Origin of the sequence: Bacillus sp. UMB0893 (assembly GCF_002858905.1) — a bacterium.
Classification (GTDB): domain Bacteria; phylum Bacillota; class Bacilli; order Bacillales; family Bacillaceae; genus Bacillus_P.
In genome coordinates this window covers 856473-874226 of record NZ_PKLB01000001.1, presented here as the reverse complement: position 1 = coordinate 874226, position 17754 = coordinate 856473, and the positions used below count along the sequence as shown (strand labels likewise).

The window sequence follows — 17754 nt, the reverse complement described above, 5'->3', positions numbered from 1 at the left end:
TTTGCTTTTACTGTTTTATAGAGTCATCCACTCTTCCGTTGCCGGGTTATCACGCCATTTTTTTAGTTTTTCATGATCCTCTTTTTCAATGGATCCATTGTTTAAAGCTACTTCGATCAATGCAGAATAATCGGTTAAAGAGACAGAATTTATTTTTTCGTGTGCAAGCTGCTCTGCTCCTTTTTGCAGTTCATATGTAAAGATTGAAACAACACCAGCAACCTCGCACCCAGCCTCTCTTAAAGCCTGAACAGCTTTAACAACACTGCCGCCAGTGGAAATTAAATCTTCAACGACTACAACCTTTTGTCCTTCATGTACTTTTCCTTCGATTTGATTGCCTTTTCCATGGCCTTTTGGCTTGCTTCTGACATAGCACATCGGCAGATTAAGCAGATCACTCACCCAAGCAGCATGCGGAATACCTGCTGTTGCAGTGCCTGCAATCATTTCAGCATCGGGATAATGTTCTTGAATGAGCTTTGTTAAGCCTGCTGCAATCTGATTTCTTACCTCTGGATAGGATAAAGTTAAACGGTTGTCGCAATAGATTGGTGCTTTAAGCCCGCTTGACCACGTAAATGGATTATTCGGACTTAAAAAGACGGCTTCAATTTTCAGCAGCTGTTCAGCAATTTGATGTTTCATACAGATAGAACCTCCCAGGCGTTTTTCATTTCCAAGTATGCTTTATGAGGATTTTCAGCTTTCGTAATGCTTCTTCCGACTACGATGGCGCTTGATCCAAGCCCTCTTGCTTTCTCAGGCGTCGCTACTCTGACTTGATCATCAAGTGAATCACTGGCCATACGGATGCCAGGTGTTATCGTAAGGAAGGTACGGTCCATATGCTTATAGATTTCCGGAACTTCAAGCGTTGAACATACAACTCCGTCAAGACCATTTTCATAAGCACGTTTGGCATAGTGCAGTACGGTCTCATTCAATCCCTTTTCATTCAGCAGATCTTCTTTCAGCATAGTCTCAGAAGTACTCGTTAATTGAGTCACAGCTATACAATCAGGCCGTTTATTGCCAGCTGGAGTGCCTGCTTCTAAGCCTTCGATGGCTGCCTGCATCATTGCACTTCCGCCTGCAGCATGCACATTCACGAGATCTACCTCAAGCCTTGCAAGACCTCTCATAGACTGCTTCACTGTTTGAGGAATATCATGCAGCTTCAAATCCAAGAAAATTTGATGACCGTTTGACTTAAGCTGATGAACAATCTCGGGACCTTCCTGATAAAACAGCTCCATTCCTACTTTTACATAGAGTTTTTCCTCAGGAAGCATGTCTAAAAATCGGCTGACTTCTTTTCCGGTTGGAAAATCAAGCGCGATAATAAGCGGTCTCTCGTTCATTCTTCCAGCTCCTTCCGATGCATTCTGAAATATGCTCAAATCCATATTCTTTTAATGTTTCCGGTAATTGTTCAATGATTTCAGGACATACAAACGGATTCACAAAGTTTGCTGTTCCGACTGCCACTGCACTTGCCCCCGCATACATAAACTCAATAACGTCCTCAGCTGTCTGCACTCCGCCCATGCCGATAATCGGAATGGAAACAGCTTGGCTGACTTCGTAAACCATTCGAATCGCTACAGGTTTAATTGCAGGACCCGATAAACCTCCGGAGCGATTGGCAAGGATAGGCTTTGCCGTTCTCATATTCAATCTCATACCTAAGAGTGTATTGATCATTGTTAAGCCATCAGCACCAGCGTTTTCAATTGCTTTTGCGATTTCAACAATATTGCTTACATTTGGAGAAAGCTTTACATAAACCGGTACTTCTGAAACTTCTTTCACAGCTTTAGTTAAAGAAGCTGCAATCTCAGGGTTTGTGCCGAATGCGATTCCGCCCGTTTTTACATTCGGACATGAAATATTCAATTCGATCGCGTGAACATTTTTCGCTTTGCTGATCGCTTTTGTAACTTCAGCGTAATCCTCCTGCATGGAGCCTGCGACATTGGCTATGATCGGAACGTCAAATGACTCAAGCCATGGAAGTTCATTTTCAAGCACTCCCTTTAGCCCTGGATTCTGCAATCCAATCGCATTCAGCATTCCAGATTCCGTTTCGGCAACTCTTGGTGTCGGATTCCCAAATCGAGGCTCCGATGTTGTGGCTTTGATCATGATGGCACCAAGTTTGCTGAGATCATACAGGTCCGCATATTCTTTTCCGAATCCAAAACATCCTGAAGCTGGCATAACCGGATTTTTCAAAGATAAACCAGGCAATTCGATGTTTAACATGATAGAAGCACCTCCCCTGCTTTAAATACTGGTCCATCGCTGCATACTTTTTTATAAGAAGTGCCTTCTGGGTCATCAGCAGTGTGGCACACACATGCAAAACATGCTCCAATTCCGCACCCCATTCGCTCTTCTAACGAGAGGAATACAGGCTTGTCAGGAAAAAGTCTTTCAATGTTTGCAAGCATTGGAGTTGGCCCGCAAGAAAACAGTGCATCAAATGAAAGTTCATATTCTTTAATTAAATCCGTTACAAAGCCTTTCATTCCATGAGATCCATCTACAGTTGTTACATACGTATCCCCAAGCTTTTGAAACTCTCTCTCATAAAATACGTGTTCAATTGACTGAAAGCCGAGTACGTGTTTGACGAAGACCCCTCTTTTGACAAGTTGCCTGGATAATTCATATAAAGGAGGTACTCCGATTCCGCCGCCAACCAGCAGCGCAGTATCACCTGCATGCAGCTGAGATGGATCAAATCCATTTCCGAGCGGTCCCAATACATCAACGAGCTCACCTTTTGCTCTGGCAGAAAGGTGCTTAGTGCCAGCTCCTTCTGCTCTGTAAATCATGGTGAATTCTTGTTTTTCTTTGTTTATTTTTGCTATGCTGATCGGTCTCCTTAACAGAGGAGAGGCCGTCTCAGACACTTTTAAATGTACAAACTGTCCTGGCTGATTCATGTGATCTACTAAGCTTCCTTTTAAAGTAAGCTCATATATACCTGCTGCCAGTTCCTTATGATCTGCAATCATCATCCATTCTTTTTGTATCACGCGTATGTCACCTCTTGACTGAATTCACGTTTTGGCATTTCGTCCGTTGAAAAAGTCATAGACTCAAGGACACTTAATATCGCTTTAGCTGTATCAAGCGAAGTTAAACAAGGAATTCCATTTTCAACTGATTCACGGCGGATTCTGAATCCGTCACGCTGCGGCTGTTTGCCTTTCGTCAAGGTGTTGATGACAAATTGTGCTTCGCTTGTGCGGATGATGTCAAGCATATTCGGTGCCTCGCTGCCAATCTTATTCACTACTTTTGCATAAACACCATTTTCATGAAGATAATCCGCAGTTCCGCTGGTCGCCATGATTTGGTAGCCGATTGCACTAAAGCGTCTCGCAACTTCAAGCCCTTCTTCTTTATCTTTGTCTGCAATTGTCAGCAAAACCTGACCATAGTTCTTTATTTTCATGCCTGATGCAATTAGGCCTTTGTACAGTGCTTTTTCAAGCGTCGTATCTTTGCCCATTACTTCACCAGTTGATTTCATTTCAGGTCCGAGAGTAATATCAACTCTTCGCAGTTTTTCGAAGGAGAATACCGGGACTTTTACATACACGCCGTCGCTTTCAGGCTGAATACCTGTTGAATAACCAAGCTTGTTTAATGTTTTGCCTAAGATTACTTTTGTAGCCAAGTTTGCCATTGGAACTCCAGTAATCTTGCTCAAAAATGGGACTGTGCGGCTTGATCTTGGGTTTACTTCGAGTACATATACTTCGTTTTTATATAGGACGAACTGGATATTCAGCAGGCCTTTAATATTTAAACCTTTTGCCAGTGCAATTGTTCTTTCCACTATCGTTTGCTTCACTTCTGCAGATAGTGTCTGTGGAGGATACACGGCAATTGAATCACCTGAGTGAACCCCTGCCCGTTCAATATGCTCCATAATTCCCGGGATAAAGACTGTTTCGCCGTCTGAAATGGCATCCACTTCAATTTCTTTTCCTATTAAGTATTTGTCGATCAGAACTGGGTGCTGCGGATTCACTCGAACTGCATTTTTCATGTAATGCAGCAGCTCTTTCTCTTCATATACAATTTCCATCGCCCGGCCGCCAAGAACATAAGATGGTCTGACTAATACAGGGTAGCGGATTTCTGCAGCAATTTTAACAGCTGCCTCTACAGAAGTTGCTGTTTTTCCAAGTGGCTGCGGAATGCCCAGCTTGCCTAATGCGTACTCAAATTTGTCTCTGTTTTCAGCGCGATCCAAATCTTCAAGTGATGTGCCAAGGATTTGAACGCCTCTCGCCTGAAGCTCTTCTGCAAGATTGATAGCCGTTTGGCCTCCAAACTGCACGACTACTCCCCGGGGCTTCTCGAGTTCCACGATATGCATGACATCTTCTACTGTCAGCGGTTCAAAATAAAGCTTATCCGAAATACTGAAATCCGTAGAAACGGTCTCTGGATTATTGTTGATAATAATGGCCTCAAATCCAGCCTCTTTAATGGCCCAAACAGAGTGTACTGTTGCATAATCAAATTCAACTCCCTGTCCGATTCGGATCGGACCAGACCCAAGGACGATGACACTTTCTTTCGACGTGACAACTGATTCGTTTTCATCTTCATACGTACCGTAGAAATAAGGTGTTTCTGATTCAAACTCAGCTGCACATGTATCAACTGTTTTAAAAACAGGCACTAGGTTCAGTTTTTTTCTGAAATCATAGACTTCACGTTCAGTCATGTTCCAGAGTCTTGCAATAGTGATATCTGAGAAGCCCATTTTTTTCGCTTTCTTCAGAATTTCTTGATCAAGTTTAGCTTCTTTCAGCACTTTTTCGAACTTAATGATTTTTTCAATTTTGACTAAGAAAAAGAGATCAATGGCACTCCATTCGTGAATCGTTTCAATTCTTACCCCTCTTCTGATCGCTTCTGAAAGATAGAAAAGACGCTCATCCCCAGCTTTGCGGATTCTCTTTTCAATCAATTCATCACTGAAATCTTCTGCATTTTTCAAATCAATATGAAACTCGTCAGCTTCAAGAGAGCGGACAGCTTTCAGCAATGATTCTTCAAATGTTCTGCCAATTGCCATGACTTCACCAGTCGCCTTCATTTGTGTACCAAGTCTCCGGTTTGCTGATTCAAACTTGTCAAAAGGCCATCTCGGAATTTTTGTTACAATATAATCCAGTGCCGGTTCGAAGCAAGCATATGTTTTGCCTGTAACCGGGTTCATCATTTCATCAAGCGTTAGTCCGACAGCAATCTTTGCAGCAAGCTTCGCAATTGGATAGCCTGTTGCTTTTGATGCTAGAGCAGAGGATCTGCTGACACGGGGATTTACTTCAATGATATAGTATTGAAAACTGTTAGGGTCAAGTGCAAGCTGAACGTTGCAGCCGCCTTCAATTTGAAGGGCACGGATAATTTTCAGCGATACATTTCGAAGCATTTGATACTCACGGTCACTTAATGTCTGACTTGGCGCAACGACAATTGAGTCGCCTGTGTGAATTCCTACTGGATCGATGTTTTCCATGTTGCAGACCACTATTGCACTGTCGTTTTTATCACGCATCACTTCATATTCAATCTCTTTAAAGCCTGCGATGCTTTTCTCAAGCAGGCATTGGGTCACCGGGCTGTATTTCAATCCGCTTGTTACAATCTCAATCAATTCTTCCTCGTTCGCACAAATACCTCCGCCTGTTCCGCCAAGTGTATAAGCTGGTCTAACAATGACGGGATAGCCGACTTTACCGACAAAAGTAAACGCTTCTTGAAGGTTATGAACGATGTCGCTCTCTGGGACAGGCTCACCAAGCTCATTCATTAACTGACGGAATAATTCACGGTCTTCCGCTTTTTGAATGGCACTGAGCTTTGTTCCTAAGATTTCCACATTGCACTCTTCAAGCACACCTGCATTTGCAAGTTCCACTGCCATATTTAATCCAGTTTGTCCGCCAAGTGTAGGAAGAAGGGCATCCGGGCGTTCTTTGCGGATAATTTTTGTTAAAAATTCAACAGTTAATGGTTCAATATAGACTTTATCCGCCATCTCCGTATCCGTCATTATCGTTGCTGGATTGGAGTTTACAAGTATGACCTCGTAGCCTTCTTCTTTTAAAGCAAGGCAAGCTTGTGTGCCTGCATAATCAAACTCTGCAGCCTGGCCAATAATAATCGGACCTGAACCAATTACTAGGATTTTTTGAATATCTACGCGTTTTGGCATACTTTGATCCCTTCTTTCTTGTGAGTTTCAATCATGTCGATAAATTGATCAAAAAGTCCGTTTGCATCTTCCGGTCCTGGTGATGCTTCTGGATGATACTGAACGGTAAATGCAGGAAGTTCTTTATGTTTAAGGCCTTCTACTGACCCATCATTTAGCGCAATATGAGTTACTTCAAGATCAGTTGAGTCAACCGAATCAAGTGTAACGGTGTAGCCGTGATTTTGAGAGGTAATCGCAATTTTTCCTGTTGCTAAATCTTTCACAGGATGATTTGAACCGCGATGTCCGAATTTCATTTTTTCTGTGTTAGCACCTCCCGCAAGTGCGAAAAGCTGGTGGCCAAGGCAAATTCCGAATAACGGAATTTTTCCGAGCACTCCTTTAATCATATCAAGTGCATGCGGCACATCTTTTGGATCCCCAGGTCCGTTTGATAGCATAATGCCGTCTGGATTTAATTGAAGAATTTCTTCTGCTGTTGTTGTGTGAGGAACAACGACGACGTCACAATCGCGCTTATTGAGTTCGCGCAAAATACCATGCTTCATCCCAAAGTCTACTAGAGCAACTCTGCAGCCTCGTCCAGGGCTCGGATAAGATGTTTTCGTTGAAACGGTTTCTACTTGATTTGTCGGCAAGTTTGCTGCTCTTAATTTTGCAAGCACTGCATCCGTATCTGCATTTTCTGAACAAAATGCACCTTTTAATGTTCCATATGTCCGGATAATCCTTGTCAGTTTGCGAGTGTCGATTCCTGCTAATCCCGGTATTTTTTTGAGTTTAAAATATTCATCCAGTGAATACTCGCTTCTGAAGTTTGATGGCACTTCACATAATTCTTTTACGATAAACCCATTTATGAAGGGTGAGATTGTTTCAAAATCATCACGGTTGATTCCATAGTTTCCGATTAGCGGATAAGTAAGAGTTACGATTTGCCCGCAATAAGATGGATCAGATAAGATTTCCTGATAACCTGTCATTCCTGTATGAAATACAATTTCTCCAATTTTATCTTCTTCGCTGCCAAATCCATGTCCTGTGAAAATGGTTCCGTCTTCGAGAATTAGATGTCTGTTCATGAGTTTACTCTCTCCTTTTCCCAAACTAGCTGTCCTTGTGCGATTGTTGCAATTGGCCATCCCTTGCATTTCCATCCTCCAAACGGCGTGTTCTTGCCTTTTGAAAGGAATGCTTCTGGCTCAATTTCTTTTACTTCTTCTAAGTCAATGATTGTAAGGTCTGCCGGACTTCCAACTTCTAATTTTCCAAATGGAAGGTTAAAAGCTTCACACGGCTTAATCGTCAGATAGTCGATAAGCTGCTTCAGTGTCCATTCGTTTGATTCTACAAATCGTGTATACAGCAGCGGGAACGCTGTTTCCAATCCTACTATTCCAAAAGGGGCAAGGTTGATTGATTCTGCTTTTTCTTCCTCAGTATGTGGAGCATGATCTGTGGCAATAAAATCGATGGTCCCATCTAGCAATCCATCAATTAAAGCCCGTTTATCATCACTGCCTCGCAAAGGAGGATTCATTTTGTAGTTCGTATCCAATTCAGGAATTTCCACATCGCATAATAAAAGGTGATGAGGAGTTACTTCAGCCGTAACGTTTATGCCTGCCTTCTTTGCATCTCTTACTACTCTGACAGATTCCTTTGTACTGATGTGACAGACGTGATAATGGCAGCCTGCTGCTTCTGCAAGCAAAACATCTCTTGCAATCTGCACAGCCTCGCAAATAGAGGGAATACCGTTTATTCCATTTCTTTTTGCAAATTCCCCGTCATGCAAAGCCCCCTTATAAATCAGCGAGTTATCTTCACAGTGTGCAACAATGCTTGCTCCAATTCCTGCTGCTTTTTTCATTGCTTCAAACATCATTCCAGCAGATTGAACTCCTACACCATCATCTGTAAAAGCAAAAGCACCTGCCTGTTTTAGGCTTTCGAAGTCTGTGAGCTCTTTGCCAGCCTGCCTTGTTGTAATAGAAGCATACGGCAGAACGCGTACAGACGCCGTTTCTTTTATTCGGTTTTGAAGCCAGTTCATTTGCTCAGGGTTGTCTGGCACTGGTTTAGTGTTCGGCATCGCAGCAACAGTTGTAAATCCTCCAGCGGCAGCAGCTTTTGTGCCTGTTTCAATCGTTTCTTTATGCTCTCCGCCTGGTTCTCTCAGATGGATATGTAAATCGACAAATCCAGGGGACACAAGATTGCCTTTGGCATCAATAATCTGTGCCGTTTCCTTCTGGATATTTTCTTCTATTTGAGTGATGATCCCGTCCTGAATCAGAATATCTGCTTTTTTATCTGCGCCGCTGGAATCTAAAATACGTCCATTTTTAATGATAAAATTCATAAGTATTTTCCCCCTCAATTAATCTCGCACTTTCAAACGCCCGTTTCAGTACAGCCATTCTGACATAAACACCGTTTTCCATTTGCTTGAAAATCCTTGATCTTCTGCTTTCAACAAGCTCGTTTGCAATTTCAACTCCGCGATTAACCGGTGCAGGGTGCATGATAATAGCGCTCTGCTTCATGGCTTTTTCTCTTTCAAGAGTTAAACCGAACCGGCGATGATAATCTGAAAGCTCCTCATTATTACCATGGTGTCTCTCATGCTGAATCCGAAGCAGCATAACCACATCAGATGTCTGTATGGCTTCATCTGTCGACACATACTGTCCAACCTCGCTGGATGGATCTCTCCATTCCTCTGGCCCTGAAAGTAATACGTTTGCTCCAAGACGGTTAAGCGCCTCTGCATTAGACCTTGCTACACGGCTATGTTTGATATCACCATGAATGGAGATTGTCAGCCCTTCGAAATGATTAAACTCCTGCTGAATCGTAAGAAGATCAAGCAAAGATTGTGTTGGGTGATGACCGCATCCGTCACCGGCATTCAATATCGGAATGCTTACTTTCTCTTGCAGATCTGTAAAATACTCATTCTCTGGATGTCTGATAACAACTGCGTTTGTCCCTATTGCTTCAAGCGTACGGACAGTATCATATAACGTCTCTCCTTTTTGAACACTTGAGTGAGATGCGTCAAAATTCAATACATTCAGGCCCAGTCTTTTTTCTGCTACTTCAAAGCTGAATCTTGTTCGTGTGCTAGGTTCAAAAAACAGATTAGCAACAAATTTCGGTGTCTCCTGCAGCATCGTCTTTCCGGTTTTAAATCGTTCCGCATCTTTTAATATCTTCATGATTTCATCTGCAGGAATATCATTCATTCTTAGTAAGTGCCTCAAAGTCATCTCTCCCCATCTTTTTTTCTGCAAAAAAACACCCTGATTATTAGATTCAGGGTGTGAGGAAGCATGACAAATCAACAAGCTGATTTGCCAATGCCTTTCCACCCTTGAAAGCCTCTCTGGACTTTCGTTAAAAGGTGATTATGCAACTGAGTTTTCTTTCATGTACTGTTCCTTATCTGCATCTTTTCGTCCAGGCAGGACAAGGTTCAAAAGAATGCCGATGATAGCAGCAAGTGCCATGCCATGCAGCTCAAATTGTTCGCTTACTTTTATGAATGCACCGCCGATGCCGATAACCAGAATGACGGATGATATCACTAGGTTTCGTTTATTTCCAAAATCAATTTTACTGTCTGTCAGCATTCTAAGTCCTGATGAAGCGATAATACCGAAGAGCAGAATGGACACACCGCCCATGACCGGAGTTGGGATGGAGCTGATCAGGGCCGAGATTTTCCCGATAAAACCAAACACAATGGCCATGACTGCAGCACCTGCTAATATATACACACTGTAAACTCTTGTTATGGCAAGGACCCCGATATTTTCACCATAAGTTGTATTTGGAGGACCTCCGATTAATGATGCAATCATTGTTGCAACACCATCTCCTAAAATGGATCGATGCAGACCTGGTTTTTCAATATAGTCACGGCCGACTATTTTACCAAGCACAAGCTGATGTCCGATATGTTCAGAGATTGTTACGACTGCGACCGGAACCATAAGCAGGATGATTTCATAAGAGAATCCGGGTGTATATGTTATAAAAGGTATGATAAAGTCTGGTTTTTCAAACACATTTGCTTCAATAACTTTGCTGAAATCCACAATTCCAATCGCAAGGGCATAAATATATCCTCCGAAAATTCCGATCAGCACCGGGATAAGGCTGATAAATCCTTTAAAGACTACGGAGCATATGATGGTGATCGCAAGTGTTACAAGTGCTACTGAGAAGTAGGTAAGATTATATTCTCCATCTGGATTATTCATCGCCATATCGACTGCAACGTTTGCAAGGCTTAATCCGATAACGATAATAACTGGTCCTACTACAATCGGCGGCAATAGCTTCATTATCCACTTATGTCCTACCATTTTAATCAGTAATGCTACTATTCCGTAAACCACACCGGCAAGAAAGCTGCCAACCATGGCTCCCTCAGGACCTGATGCTGCCTTTGCTGCGATGATCGGAGCAATAAACGCGAAGGATGATCCGAGATAAGCAGGCACTTGGCCTTTCGTAATCAGGAGGAAGGCAATCGTTCCAAGTCCGCTTGAAATCAGCGCTACTGCTGGATCAAGTCCGACAAGAAAAGGAACAAGGATTGTCGCGCCGAACATAGCAAACAAATGCTGAAAGCTGAGCGTAATCCAAGTCAGAGGCTTTGGAACCTCATGTACATCTAATTGTATGGCATTCTCTTGATTCTTTTTCATTTTCATTCCTCCGTTTTTTCTATTTTCGAGAAACAAAAAACCTCTTTGCATTCAGCTGCAAAGAGGTAGAATAATCCCGCCTAAAAAGATCACAGGGCGTGTGATTTTTCATCCCTTTTGCAGCCTCTCTGGACTCCATTAAAAGGTCTTTATTCTTTTTCGTAAATGGTTACTTGATCTGTTTCGTCCACTTCAAGCAGTTCTACAACGATCTTTTCTGAACTTGAAGTCGGTATGTTTTTCCCCACATAATCTGCTCTGATCGGCAGTTCACGATGACCGCGGTCAACAAGAACAGCAAGCTGAATTTGCGATGGTCTTCCAATATCTATTAAAGCATCAAGTCCGGCTCTCACTGTTCTTCCAGTGTATAAAACGTCGTCTACTAGGATGACCGTTTTATTCGTAATATCCGCTGGAATATCAGACCCTTTAACAAGCGGTTCCTGATCGTCTGTCTTTTTTGAGAGATCGTCACGGTATAACGTGATATCAAGCTCACCTACTTCAACCGGTTTCCCCTCAATCTGTCCAATTCGCTCAGCAAGCCTTTTTGCAAGGTGAATGCCTCTTGTTTTAATTCCGACAAGGATGACTGAATCAATTCCTTTATTTCGCTCGATAATTTCATGTGCGATTCTGGTTAATGCTCTTCTTATAGCCTGCTGATCTAAAACAATCGCTTTTTGCGGCATGATTCTCACCTCTCCTTAAAAGAGAACCTTAAAAAGAAAAATCCCTCTCGCCGTTTTGGCAAGAGGGATTTGGATGCATAGGTTAAAATACGCAGAAATAGCGTATATGATCCGGTTCCTTCTCAGCCTCACGGGACTGTTTTAAAGGTTCATTATTGAACTATAGTCATTATGTCAGAATAACATGAATGTGTCAACGGTTATTTTTAAGTTCAGAGATTACTGCCTCAAATTCTGCAGGCAGAGGGGCTTTAAATTCAAGGTATTCCCCCGTGCTCGGATGCTTGAAGCCAAGTACCCCTGCATGCAGCGCCTGTCCATTTATTTTCATTGTTTTTTTAGGTCCGTATTTCGGATCTCCTACTATCGGAAATCCGATATATTTCATATGAACACGAATTTGATGCGTTCTTCCTGTTTCAAGCTGACATTCAATTAAAGTATATCCTTCAAAACGCTCAAGAACATGAAAATGAGTTACAGCATCTTTACTGTGCTCATTTGTTACCGTCATGCTTTGGCGATCTTGTTTGTCGCGGCCAATTGGCGCATCGACCGTTCCTTTGTCATGCTTAATTTCGCCATGAACGATTGCCTGATATCTTCTTGTGACTGATTTCTCTACTAACTGATTAACCAGCGATTCATGAGCTTTATCATTTTTTGCAACCATTAAAAGACCAGAAGTATCTTTATCAATCCGGTGAACAATACCAGGTCTCATTACTCCATTTATACCTGACAGATCCTTGCAATGAGCCATTAATCCATTCACAAGTGTACCTGTTAAATGGCCCGGAGCAGGATGAACGACCATCCCTTTTGGCTTGTTTACAACGAGGACATCCCCATCTTCGTAATAGATATCAAGGTTCATTTCCTCTGGCATGACATCCAGCGGTTCCGGGTCTGGAATGAGAAGTGTAACAGTGTCGCCTGGCTGAACCTTATAATTGCTTCTGGATTCAGCGTCGTTCACTTTTACATGGCCTTCTTTAATCCAAATTTGAACCTGGCTTCTTGACCAGTCAGGTTGCTCTGCCACGAGCAGTTTATCTAATCGTTCAAATTTATTGCTGTCATCAATCTTAATTTCTATGCTGTTCATTCACTTTCTCCTTCTCTTGTTTCCCTTCAAAAAGCATGACAATAAATAACAAAACAACTCCTACACAAAGAGATGAATCTGCTATGTTAAAGATAGGAAATGGGTATGTTCCTATGTAGGTCTGAACGAAGTCCACAACTTCCTGATGAATAACCCGATCTATAAAATTCCCTATCGCTCCGCCAAGCATAAGTCCAAGCGCAATTCCCATTAATCGCTGGTCTTTTGCATATTTCTGAATATAGATCACGAGTCCAATTACAACGATAACGGTAATCACATAAAAAAACCACATCTGGCCTTGAAGAATTCCCCAGGCAGCACCTTGATTGCGATGTGAGGTAATATACAATACGTTTTCAATAACAGGTATTCTTTCTCCGATTTCCAATTCGTTTACAATCAGCCATTTAGTCAGCTGATCAAGCGCAATAATAAAAAGGGCGATGATATAGTAAAGCACAAGCTTTCCCCAACTTTCCTTTAATGTACCTTTGAATTGTATCACAGGCAAAAAAGAAGAGTAAAGCTTGTATCTCCTTAAAAACAGTGTTTTAATGATATTCGCTCACTTCATAGTGAGATTGATGATTGAGATATTGATGAGGCAGAGATTTTCTTTCATACAATTCTTGAAATGCAAAATCATGGATGGTCCTTGCTGTGGGGAGAATGGCTAACTTTTTAAGCTCAATTGGAATTCCTGTCTCTTCACATATACCAAAAGTGCCGTTTTCAATCTTCTGCAATGCTCTTTCTACATCATTCAGTTCTTCTTTTACATGAATCATAAACGTTTTTTCTTTTAATGGGTAAAATAAATTTTGTTCATTTACATTCATTTCAAATAAACAGTGATCAAATAATCTTGTTTTCAGCTCTTGCTGCATTAATTGAAGCTCATACCAAATGGCGTCTAAATTCATAGCGGACAACTCCTTGTGTACTTGCTTTGTACTGATAGTTTGTCCGATCTTCCCAGGCTCACGCTTTTAAGAATTTTCCTTTTGAAGAAGGAGAAATCAGCTGGTTAGTTCACACGTGGCCAAATAGATTTTTTCAGTAAAAAAACCTAGTACTTATCCTTGAACGATCCGAAAAGTTCTTCAATTCACCGATAAACACTTTCCAATTTTTCCAGCCGCCACCTCATTTAATAAACATATAAATTCAAAAAACCGCTGAACAAGTCAGCGGTTTTCAAGATTATGCAATCGTATAATTTTCATCCACAATTGCTGCACAGCGGCTGCAAAGTGTTTTATGGTTTTCATTGCTGCCTACATCTGTTGTGACAACCCAGCATCTTTCACAGGTTTCGCCCTCAGCTTGTTTTACGGCAATTTTCACATGATCAAATACATGAGCATCTTCTGGTGCTGCATCATATTCACCAGCTAATGTAAAGCCAGACACGATAAAGAGCTGTTTAAGATTTTCTTCGACTGATTCAAGCAATTGCTTTGTTTCAGCATCAACATAAAGCTCAATGCTTGCAGTTAGGGACTTGCCAATTACTTTTTCATTTCTAGCAACTTCAAGTGCTTTTAAGACGTTGTCGCGAACTTCCATGAATGCATCCCATTTTTTCTCTAATGCATCTGCATTTTCAAGTGTTTTCACTTCCGGCATATCAACAAGCTGAACACTTTCTTCTGTTACAGATTCAATATGTGCCCAAACTTCGTCTGCAGTATGAGGAAGGATAGGTGTTACTAACTTCACTAGAGAAAGCAGCGTTTCGTGCAAAACAGTTTGAATAGCACGGCGCTCTATATTGGATGGTGCTTCAATGTACAGGACATCTTTTGCGAAATCAAGATAAAAAGAGCTAAGTTCAATCGTACAGAAGTTATGAACAGCATGGAAGATTGCTGCAAATTCATATTCTTCATATGATTTTTTCACTTTTTCTGTTAGATTATTCAGCTTTACAAGCATATAACGGTCTACATCACGAAGTTCATCAAATGACAATGCATCCTTTGAAGGATCAAAATCTGCCAGGTTTCCAAGCAAGAATCGGAACGTATTGCGGATTTTTCTGTATACCTCAGCAACTTGCTTTAAGATATTATCAGAAACTCTCACGTCCGACTGGTAGTCAACAGATGCTACCCATAGACGAAGAATGTCTCCGCCAAGCTGATTCATGACTTTTGAAGGCAGAACGACATTTCCTAATGATTTACTCATTTTGCGTCCTTCACCGTCAAGAGCAAATCCATGGCTTAGCACTCCTTTGTAAGGTGCTTTGCCGGTTACTGCAACAGCTGTTGATAAAGATGAGTTAAACCATCCGCGGTATTGATCTGATCCTTCTAAATAAAGATCCGCTGGCCGCTGCAGGTCATCTCTTTCCAATAAAACAGCTTGATGCGAAGAACCTGAGTCAAACCATACATCCATAATGTCCTGTTCTTTTGTAAATTGTCCATTCGGGCTGCCTTCATGCTTAAATCCTTCAGGCAAAAGATCTTTTGTTTCACGTTCAAACCAAACGTTTGAACCATGCTCGCGGAATAATCCAGAAACATGATTAATTGTATCGTCAGTAATAATTGGTTCGCCATTCTCAGCGTAGAAAACAGGAATTGGAACACCCCATGCGCGCTGTCTTGAAATACACCAGTCTCCGCGGTCGCGGACCATGTTGAATAATCTTGTTTCTCCCCATGCAGGAACCCATTCTGTTTCTTTAACTGCCGTTAATAATTCTTCGCGGAAATCTTTGATAGATGCAAACCATTGAGCCGTTGCTCTGAAAATAGTTGGTTTTTTTGTTCTCCAGTCATGAGGATACGAATGCGTAATAAACGATAATTTAAGTAAAGCTCCTGCTTCATCAAGCTGTTCTGTAATCGGTTTATTTGCTGCATCATAAAACATGCCTTCAAAGCCTGGTGCTTCATTTGTCATATGGCCTTTTTCATCAACTGGGCAAAGAACGCCAAGTCCGTATTTTTGTCCGACAATAAAGTCATCTTCTCCATGTCCTGGGGCAGTATGAACACAGCCAGTTCCCGCCTCAGTTGTTACATGATCGCCAAGAACGACAAGAGATTCGCGGTCATATATAGGATGTTTTGCCACAACCTTTTCAAGCTGTGCACCTTTTAGTGTTTTAGATACATTGTATTCTTCCCACTCAAGCTCTTTTGCAACAGCTTCTAAGAGTGCTGATGCAACTATGAATGAATCTTCTTTTACAACAACAACACTGTATTCAAGGTCTGGATGAACGGCAATTCCCAAGTTGGCAGGAATTGTCCATGGAGTTGTCGTCCAGATAACAATTTTTTCTCCGCCGTTCAAAACGTCTTTCCCTTCAGTAACTGTAAAGGCTACATAAATGGAAGCAGATCGTTTATCGTAATATTCAATTTCTGCTTCTGCTAATGCAGATTCACTTGATGGAGACCAATAGACTGGTTTTAGCCCCTTATAAATGTACCCTTTTTTCGCCATTTCACCGAATACTTTAATTTGCTGTGCTTCATATTCAGGATTTAAGGTCACATATGGATTTTCCCAATCACCGCGAACACCAAGTCGTTTAAATTGTTCTCGCTGGTTATTGATTTGCTCCCACGCATACTCAGCACAAAGCTTGCGGAATTCAGCAACGCTTAGTTCTTTGCGGTTTACTTTTTTATTTTTCGTTAATGCCGTTTCAATCGGGAGTCCGTGAGTATCCCAGCCCGGAACGTATGGTGCGTTATAACCCGTCATTGACTTATAGCGGACGATAAAATCCTTCAATACCTTGTTAAGAGCATGCCCCATATGAATATCTCCATTTGCATATGGAGGACCATCATGCAAAACAAACATCGGGCGGTCCTTTGTTCGCTCCTGCACTTTTTGGTAAATGTTCATTTCTTCCCATTTTCCCTGCATTTGCGGTTCGCGATTTGGCAAATTTCCGCGCATCGGAAATTCAGTTTTTGGCATAAGCAGTGTATCTTTGTACTCCATTTCGTATTCCTCCAAACAATTTTTTAAATGCATGTTGTTTTTCAATATAAAAGTCCTGCATCAGTTTTATTTCTTTACCTCCATGCCGACTTTTTACCTAAAAAACAATCATTAAGAAAACGGTTATTAAATAAAAAAACACAAAAAACCTTCTCATCCCCATAAGGGACGAGAAGGTTTTCTCGCGGTACCACCCTTTTAGATAAACGGAATCCGTCTATCCTCTCGAAATTCGTAACGTGAATGAACCGTCTTTGCTTACAATTTGCATGTTCAGCAAAAAACTCAAGGGTGATTTTCATTCTTTCTCCTTTGGCGGGCTTACACCGTCCCCGTCTCGCTTTAAAAGGTGGAAAAGAGCTACTGTCCCTCTCATCGTTTCAATGGATTATAATTGTAGTAGTTCCCGTATTATATGTGAAAATATATACGTTAGTCAAGATTATGCTTTAGATTCTTCTCGTTCTTCGTATAGAGATTCAACTTCATACTCCATTAAATGATCCCAATCATCATTCTTTAGAAGATCAAGCTGTGCTTCAATCAGCATTTGGAAACGGGTGCGGAAGACCTTTGACTGCTTTTTAAGCTCTTCTATTTCAACAGCAATTTTTCTTGATTTAGAAAGTGATTCATTAATGATGCGATCGGCGTTTTTTTCCGCTTCTTTCACAATCAGCTTGGCCTCTTTTTGAGCATGACGACGAACCTCTTCCGCTGCTTCCTGAGCAACAAGAATTGATTTATTCAGCGTTTCTTCAATGTTCGCAAAATGGCCTAATTTTTCAGTCAGATCGCTTACTTTCGTTTCAAGTTCTTTGCGTTCGCGAATCGCCATTTCATAATCTTTTATTACTTGATCAAGGAATTCGTTAACTTCATCTTCATCATAGCCGCGAAATCCTTTGTTAAATTCTTTGTTATGAATATCTAACGGTGTTAAGGGCACTAGTGCCACCTCCATTATGTAATGAATAACCCATTCTAAAAACA

15 protein-coding genes and 1 other annotated feature are annotated in these 17754 nt (G+C 41.5%); all 15 genes read right to left on the bottom strand.

The genetic code is table 11. The annotated features are described in order from the left end of the window. Positions 1-15: 15 nt before the first annotated feature. The 15 genes from pyrE to CYJ36_RS04360 all read right to left on the bottom strand — a co-directional run bounded on the left by pyrE (position 16) and on the right by CYJ36_RS04360 (position 17710). Positions 16-648, bottom strand: coding sequence for an orotate phosphoribosyltransferase (gene pyrE / locus CYJ36_RS04435; RefSeq protein ID WP_101565165.1), 633 nt, complete (start codon positions 646-648; stop codon positions 16-18). Continuing rightward, positions 645-1364: an orotidine-5'-phosphate decarboxylase gene (pyrF, locus tag CYJ36_RS04430; RefSeq protein WP_101565163.1), complete on the bottom strand. Its 720-nt coding sequence runs from the start codon at positions 1362-1364 to the stop codon at positions 645-647. The genes pyrE and pyrF overlap by 4 nt, the downstream gene beginning before the upstream one ends. Next, the gene (locus CYJ36_RS04425; RefSeq protein WP_101565161.1) at positions 1333-2268 is read right to left on the bottom strand and encodes a dihydroorotate dehydrogenase; all 936 of its coding nucleotides are present in this window, start codon (positions 2266-2268) and stop codon (positions 1333-1335) included. The genes pyrF and CYJ36_RS04425 overlap by 32 nt, the downstream gene beginning before the upstream one ends. Next, positions 2262-3047, bottom strand: a complete 786-nt coding sequence (locus CYJ36_RS04420) for a dihydroorotate dehydrogenase electron transfer subunit (protein ID WP_101565159.1) — start codon at positions 3045-3047, stop codon at positions 2262-2264. Before CYJ36_RS04420 ends, CYJ36_RS04425 begins: the two co-directional genes overlap by 7 nt. Next, positions 3044-6256, bottom strand: a complete 3213-nt coding sequence (gene carB, locus CYJ36_RS04415; protein WP_101565157.1) for a carbamoyl-phosphate synthase large subunit — start codon at positions 6254-6256, stop codon at positions 3044-3046. The genes CYJ36_RS04420 and carB overlap by 4 nt, the downstream gene beginning before the upstream one ends. Continuing rightward, a complete protein-coding gene (locus CYJ36_RS04410) occupies positions 6241-7341 on the bottom strand; it encodes a carbamoyl phosphate synthase small subunit (RefSeq protein ID WP_101565155.1) in 1101 nt (366 codons plus the stop codon). The genes carB and CYJ36_RS04410 overlap by 16 nt, the downstream gene beginning before the upstream one ends. Beyond that, positions 7338-8624, bottom strand: a complete 1287-nt coding sequence (locus CYJ36_RS04405) for a dihydroorotase (RefSeq protein WP_101565152.1) — start codon at positions 8622-8624, stop codon at positions 7338-7340. The genes CYJ36_RS04410 and CYJ36_RS04405 overlap by 4 nt, the downstream gene beginning before the upstream one ends. Beyond that, a complete protein-coding gene (locus CYJ36_RS04400; protein WP_142382675.1) occupies positions 8608-9528 on the bottom strand; it encodes an aspartate carbamoyltransferase catalytic subunit in 921 nt (306 codons plus the stop codon). The genes CYJ36_RS04405 and CYJ36_RS04400 overlap by 17 nt, the downstream gene beginning before the upstream one ends. A 144-nt stretch (positions 9529-9672) precedes the next feature. Further along, the gene (locus tag CYJ36_RS04395; RefSeq protein ID WP_142382674.1) at positions 9673-10980 is read right to left on the bottom strand and encodes a solute carrier family 23 protein; all 1308 of its coding nucleotides are present in this window, start codon (positions 10978-10980) and stop codon (positions 9673-9675) included. Between the two features lie 149 nt (positions 10981-11129). Continuing rightward, the gene (gene pyrR, locus CYJ36_RS04390) at positions 11130-11675 is read right to left on the bottom strand and encodes a bifunctional pyr operon transcriptional regulator/uracil phosphoribosyltransferase PyrR (RefSeq protein ID WP_101565150.1); all 546 of its coding nucleotides are present in this window, start codon (positions 11673-11675) and stop codon (positions 11130-11132) included. A 193-nt stretch (positions 11676-11868) separates the two neighbouring features. Further along, the gene (locus CYJ36_RS04385) at positions 11869-12783 is read right to left on the bottom strand and encodes an RluA family pseudouridine synthase (protein ID WP_101565149.1); all 915 of its coding nucleotides are present in this window, start codon (positions 12781-12783) and stop codon (positions 11869-11871) included. After that, positions 12764-13246: a signal peptidase II gene (lspA, locus tag CYJ36_RS04380; protein ID WP_101565678.1), complete on the bottom strand. Its 483-nt coding sequence runs from the start codon at positions 13244-13246 to the stop codon at positions 12764-12766. The genes CYJ36_RS04385 and lspA overlap by 20 nt, the downstream gene beginning before the upstream one ends. A 91-nt stretch (positions 13247-13337) precedes the next feature. After that, on the bottom strand, positions 13338-13709 hold the full coding sequence (locus CYJ36_RS04375; RefSeq protein ID WP_101565147.1) for a TraR/DksA family transcriptional regulator: 372 nt from the start codon (positions 13707-13709) through the stop codon (positions 13338-13340). Positions 13710-13989: 280 nt separating this feature from the next. After that, on the bottom strand, positions 13990-16761 hold the full coding sequence (ileS, locus tag CYJ36_RS04370) for an isoleucine--tRNA ligase (protein WP_101565145.1): 2772 nt from the start codon (positions 16759-16761) through the stop codon (positions 13990-13992). A gap of 161 nt (positions 16762-16922) precedes the next feature. Beyond that, positions 16923-17146: a binding site (T-box leader), on the bottom strand. A gap of 57 nt (positions 17147-17203) precedes the next feature. Then, a complete protein-coding gene (locus tag CYJ36_RS04360) occupies positions 17204-17710 on the bottom strand; it encodes a DivIVA domain-containing protein (protein ID WP_101565141.1) in 507 nt (168 codons plus the stop codon). Positions 17711-17754 lie beyond the last annotated feature (44 nt).

Coding starts and splice junctions, on each gene's coding strand:
- CYJ36_RS04395 (WP_142382674.1), bottom strand. CDS start 10,980: ATGAAAAAGAATCAAGAGAATGCCATACAATTAGATGTACATGAGGTT.
- CYJ36_RS04385 (WP_101565149.1), bottom strand. CDS start 12,783: ATGAACAGCATAGAAATTAAGATTGATGACAGCAATAAATTTGAACGA.
- pyrF (WP_101565163.1), bottom strand. CDS start 1,364: ATGAACGAGAGACCGCTTATTATCGCGCTTGATTTTCCAACCGGAAAA.
- CYJ36_RS04375 (WP_101565147.1), bottom strand. CDS start 13,709: ATGAATTTAGACGCCATTTGGTATGAGCTTCAATTAATGCAGCAAGAG.
- pyrE (WP_101565165.1), bottom strand. CDS start 648: ATGAAACATCAAATTGCTGAACAGCTGCTGAAAATTGAAGCCGTCTTT.
- CYJ36_RS04405 (WP_101565152.1), bottom strand. CDS start 8,624: ATGAATTTTATCATTAAAAATGGACGTATTTTAGATTCCAGCGGCGCA.
- pyrR (WP_101565150.1), bottom strand. CDS start 11,675: ATGCCGCAAAAAGCGATTGTTTTAGATCAGCAGGCTATAAGAAGAGCA.
- ileS (WP_101565145.1), bottom strand. CDS start 16,761: ATGGAGTACAAAGATACACTGCTTATGCCAAAAACTGAATTTCCGATG.
- CYJ36_RS04410 (WP_101565155.1), bottom strand. CDS start 7,341: ATGAACAGACATCTAATTCTCGAAGACGGAACCATTTTCACAGGACAT.
- carB (WP_101565157.1), bottom strand. CDS start 6,256: ATGCCAAAACGCGTAGATATTCAAAAAATCCTAGTAATTGGTTCAGGT.
- CYJ36_RS04425 (WP_101565161.1), bottom strand. CDS start 2,268: ATGTTAAACATCGAATTGCCTGGTTTATCTTTGAAAAATCCGGTTATG.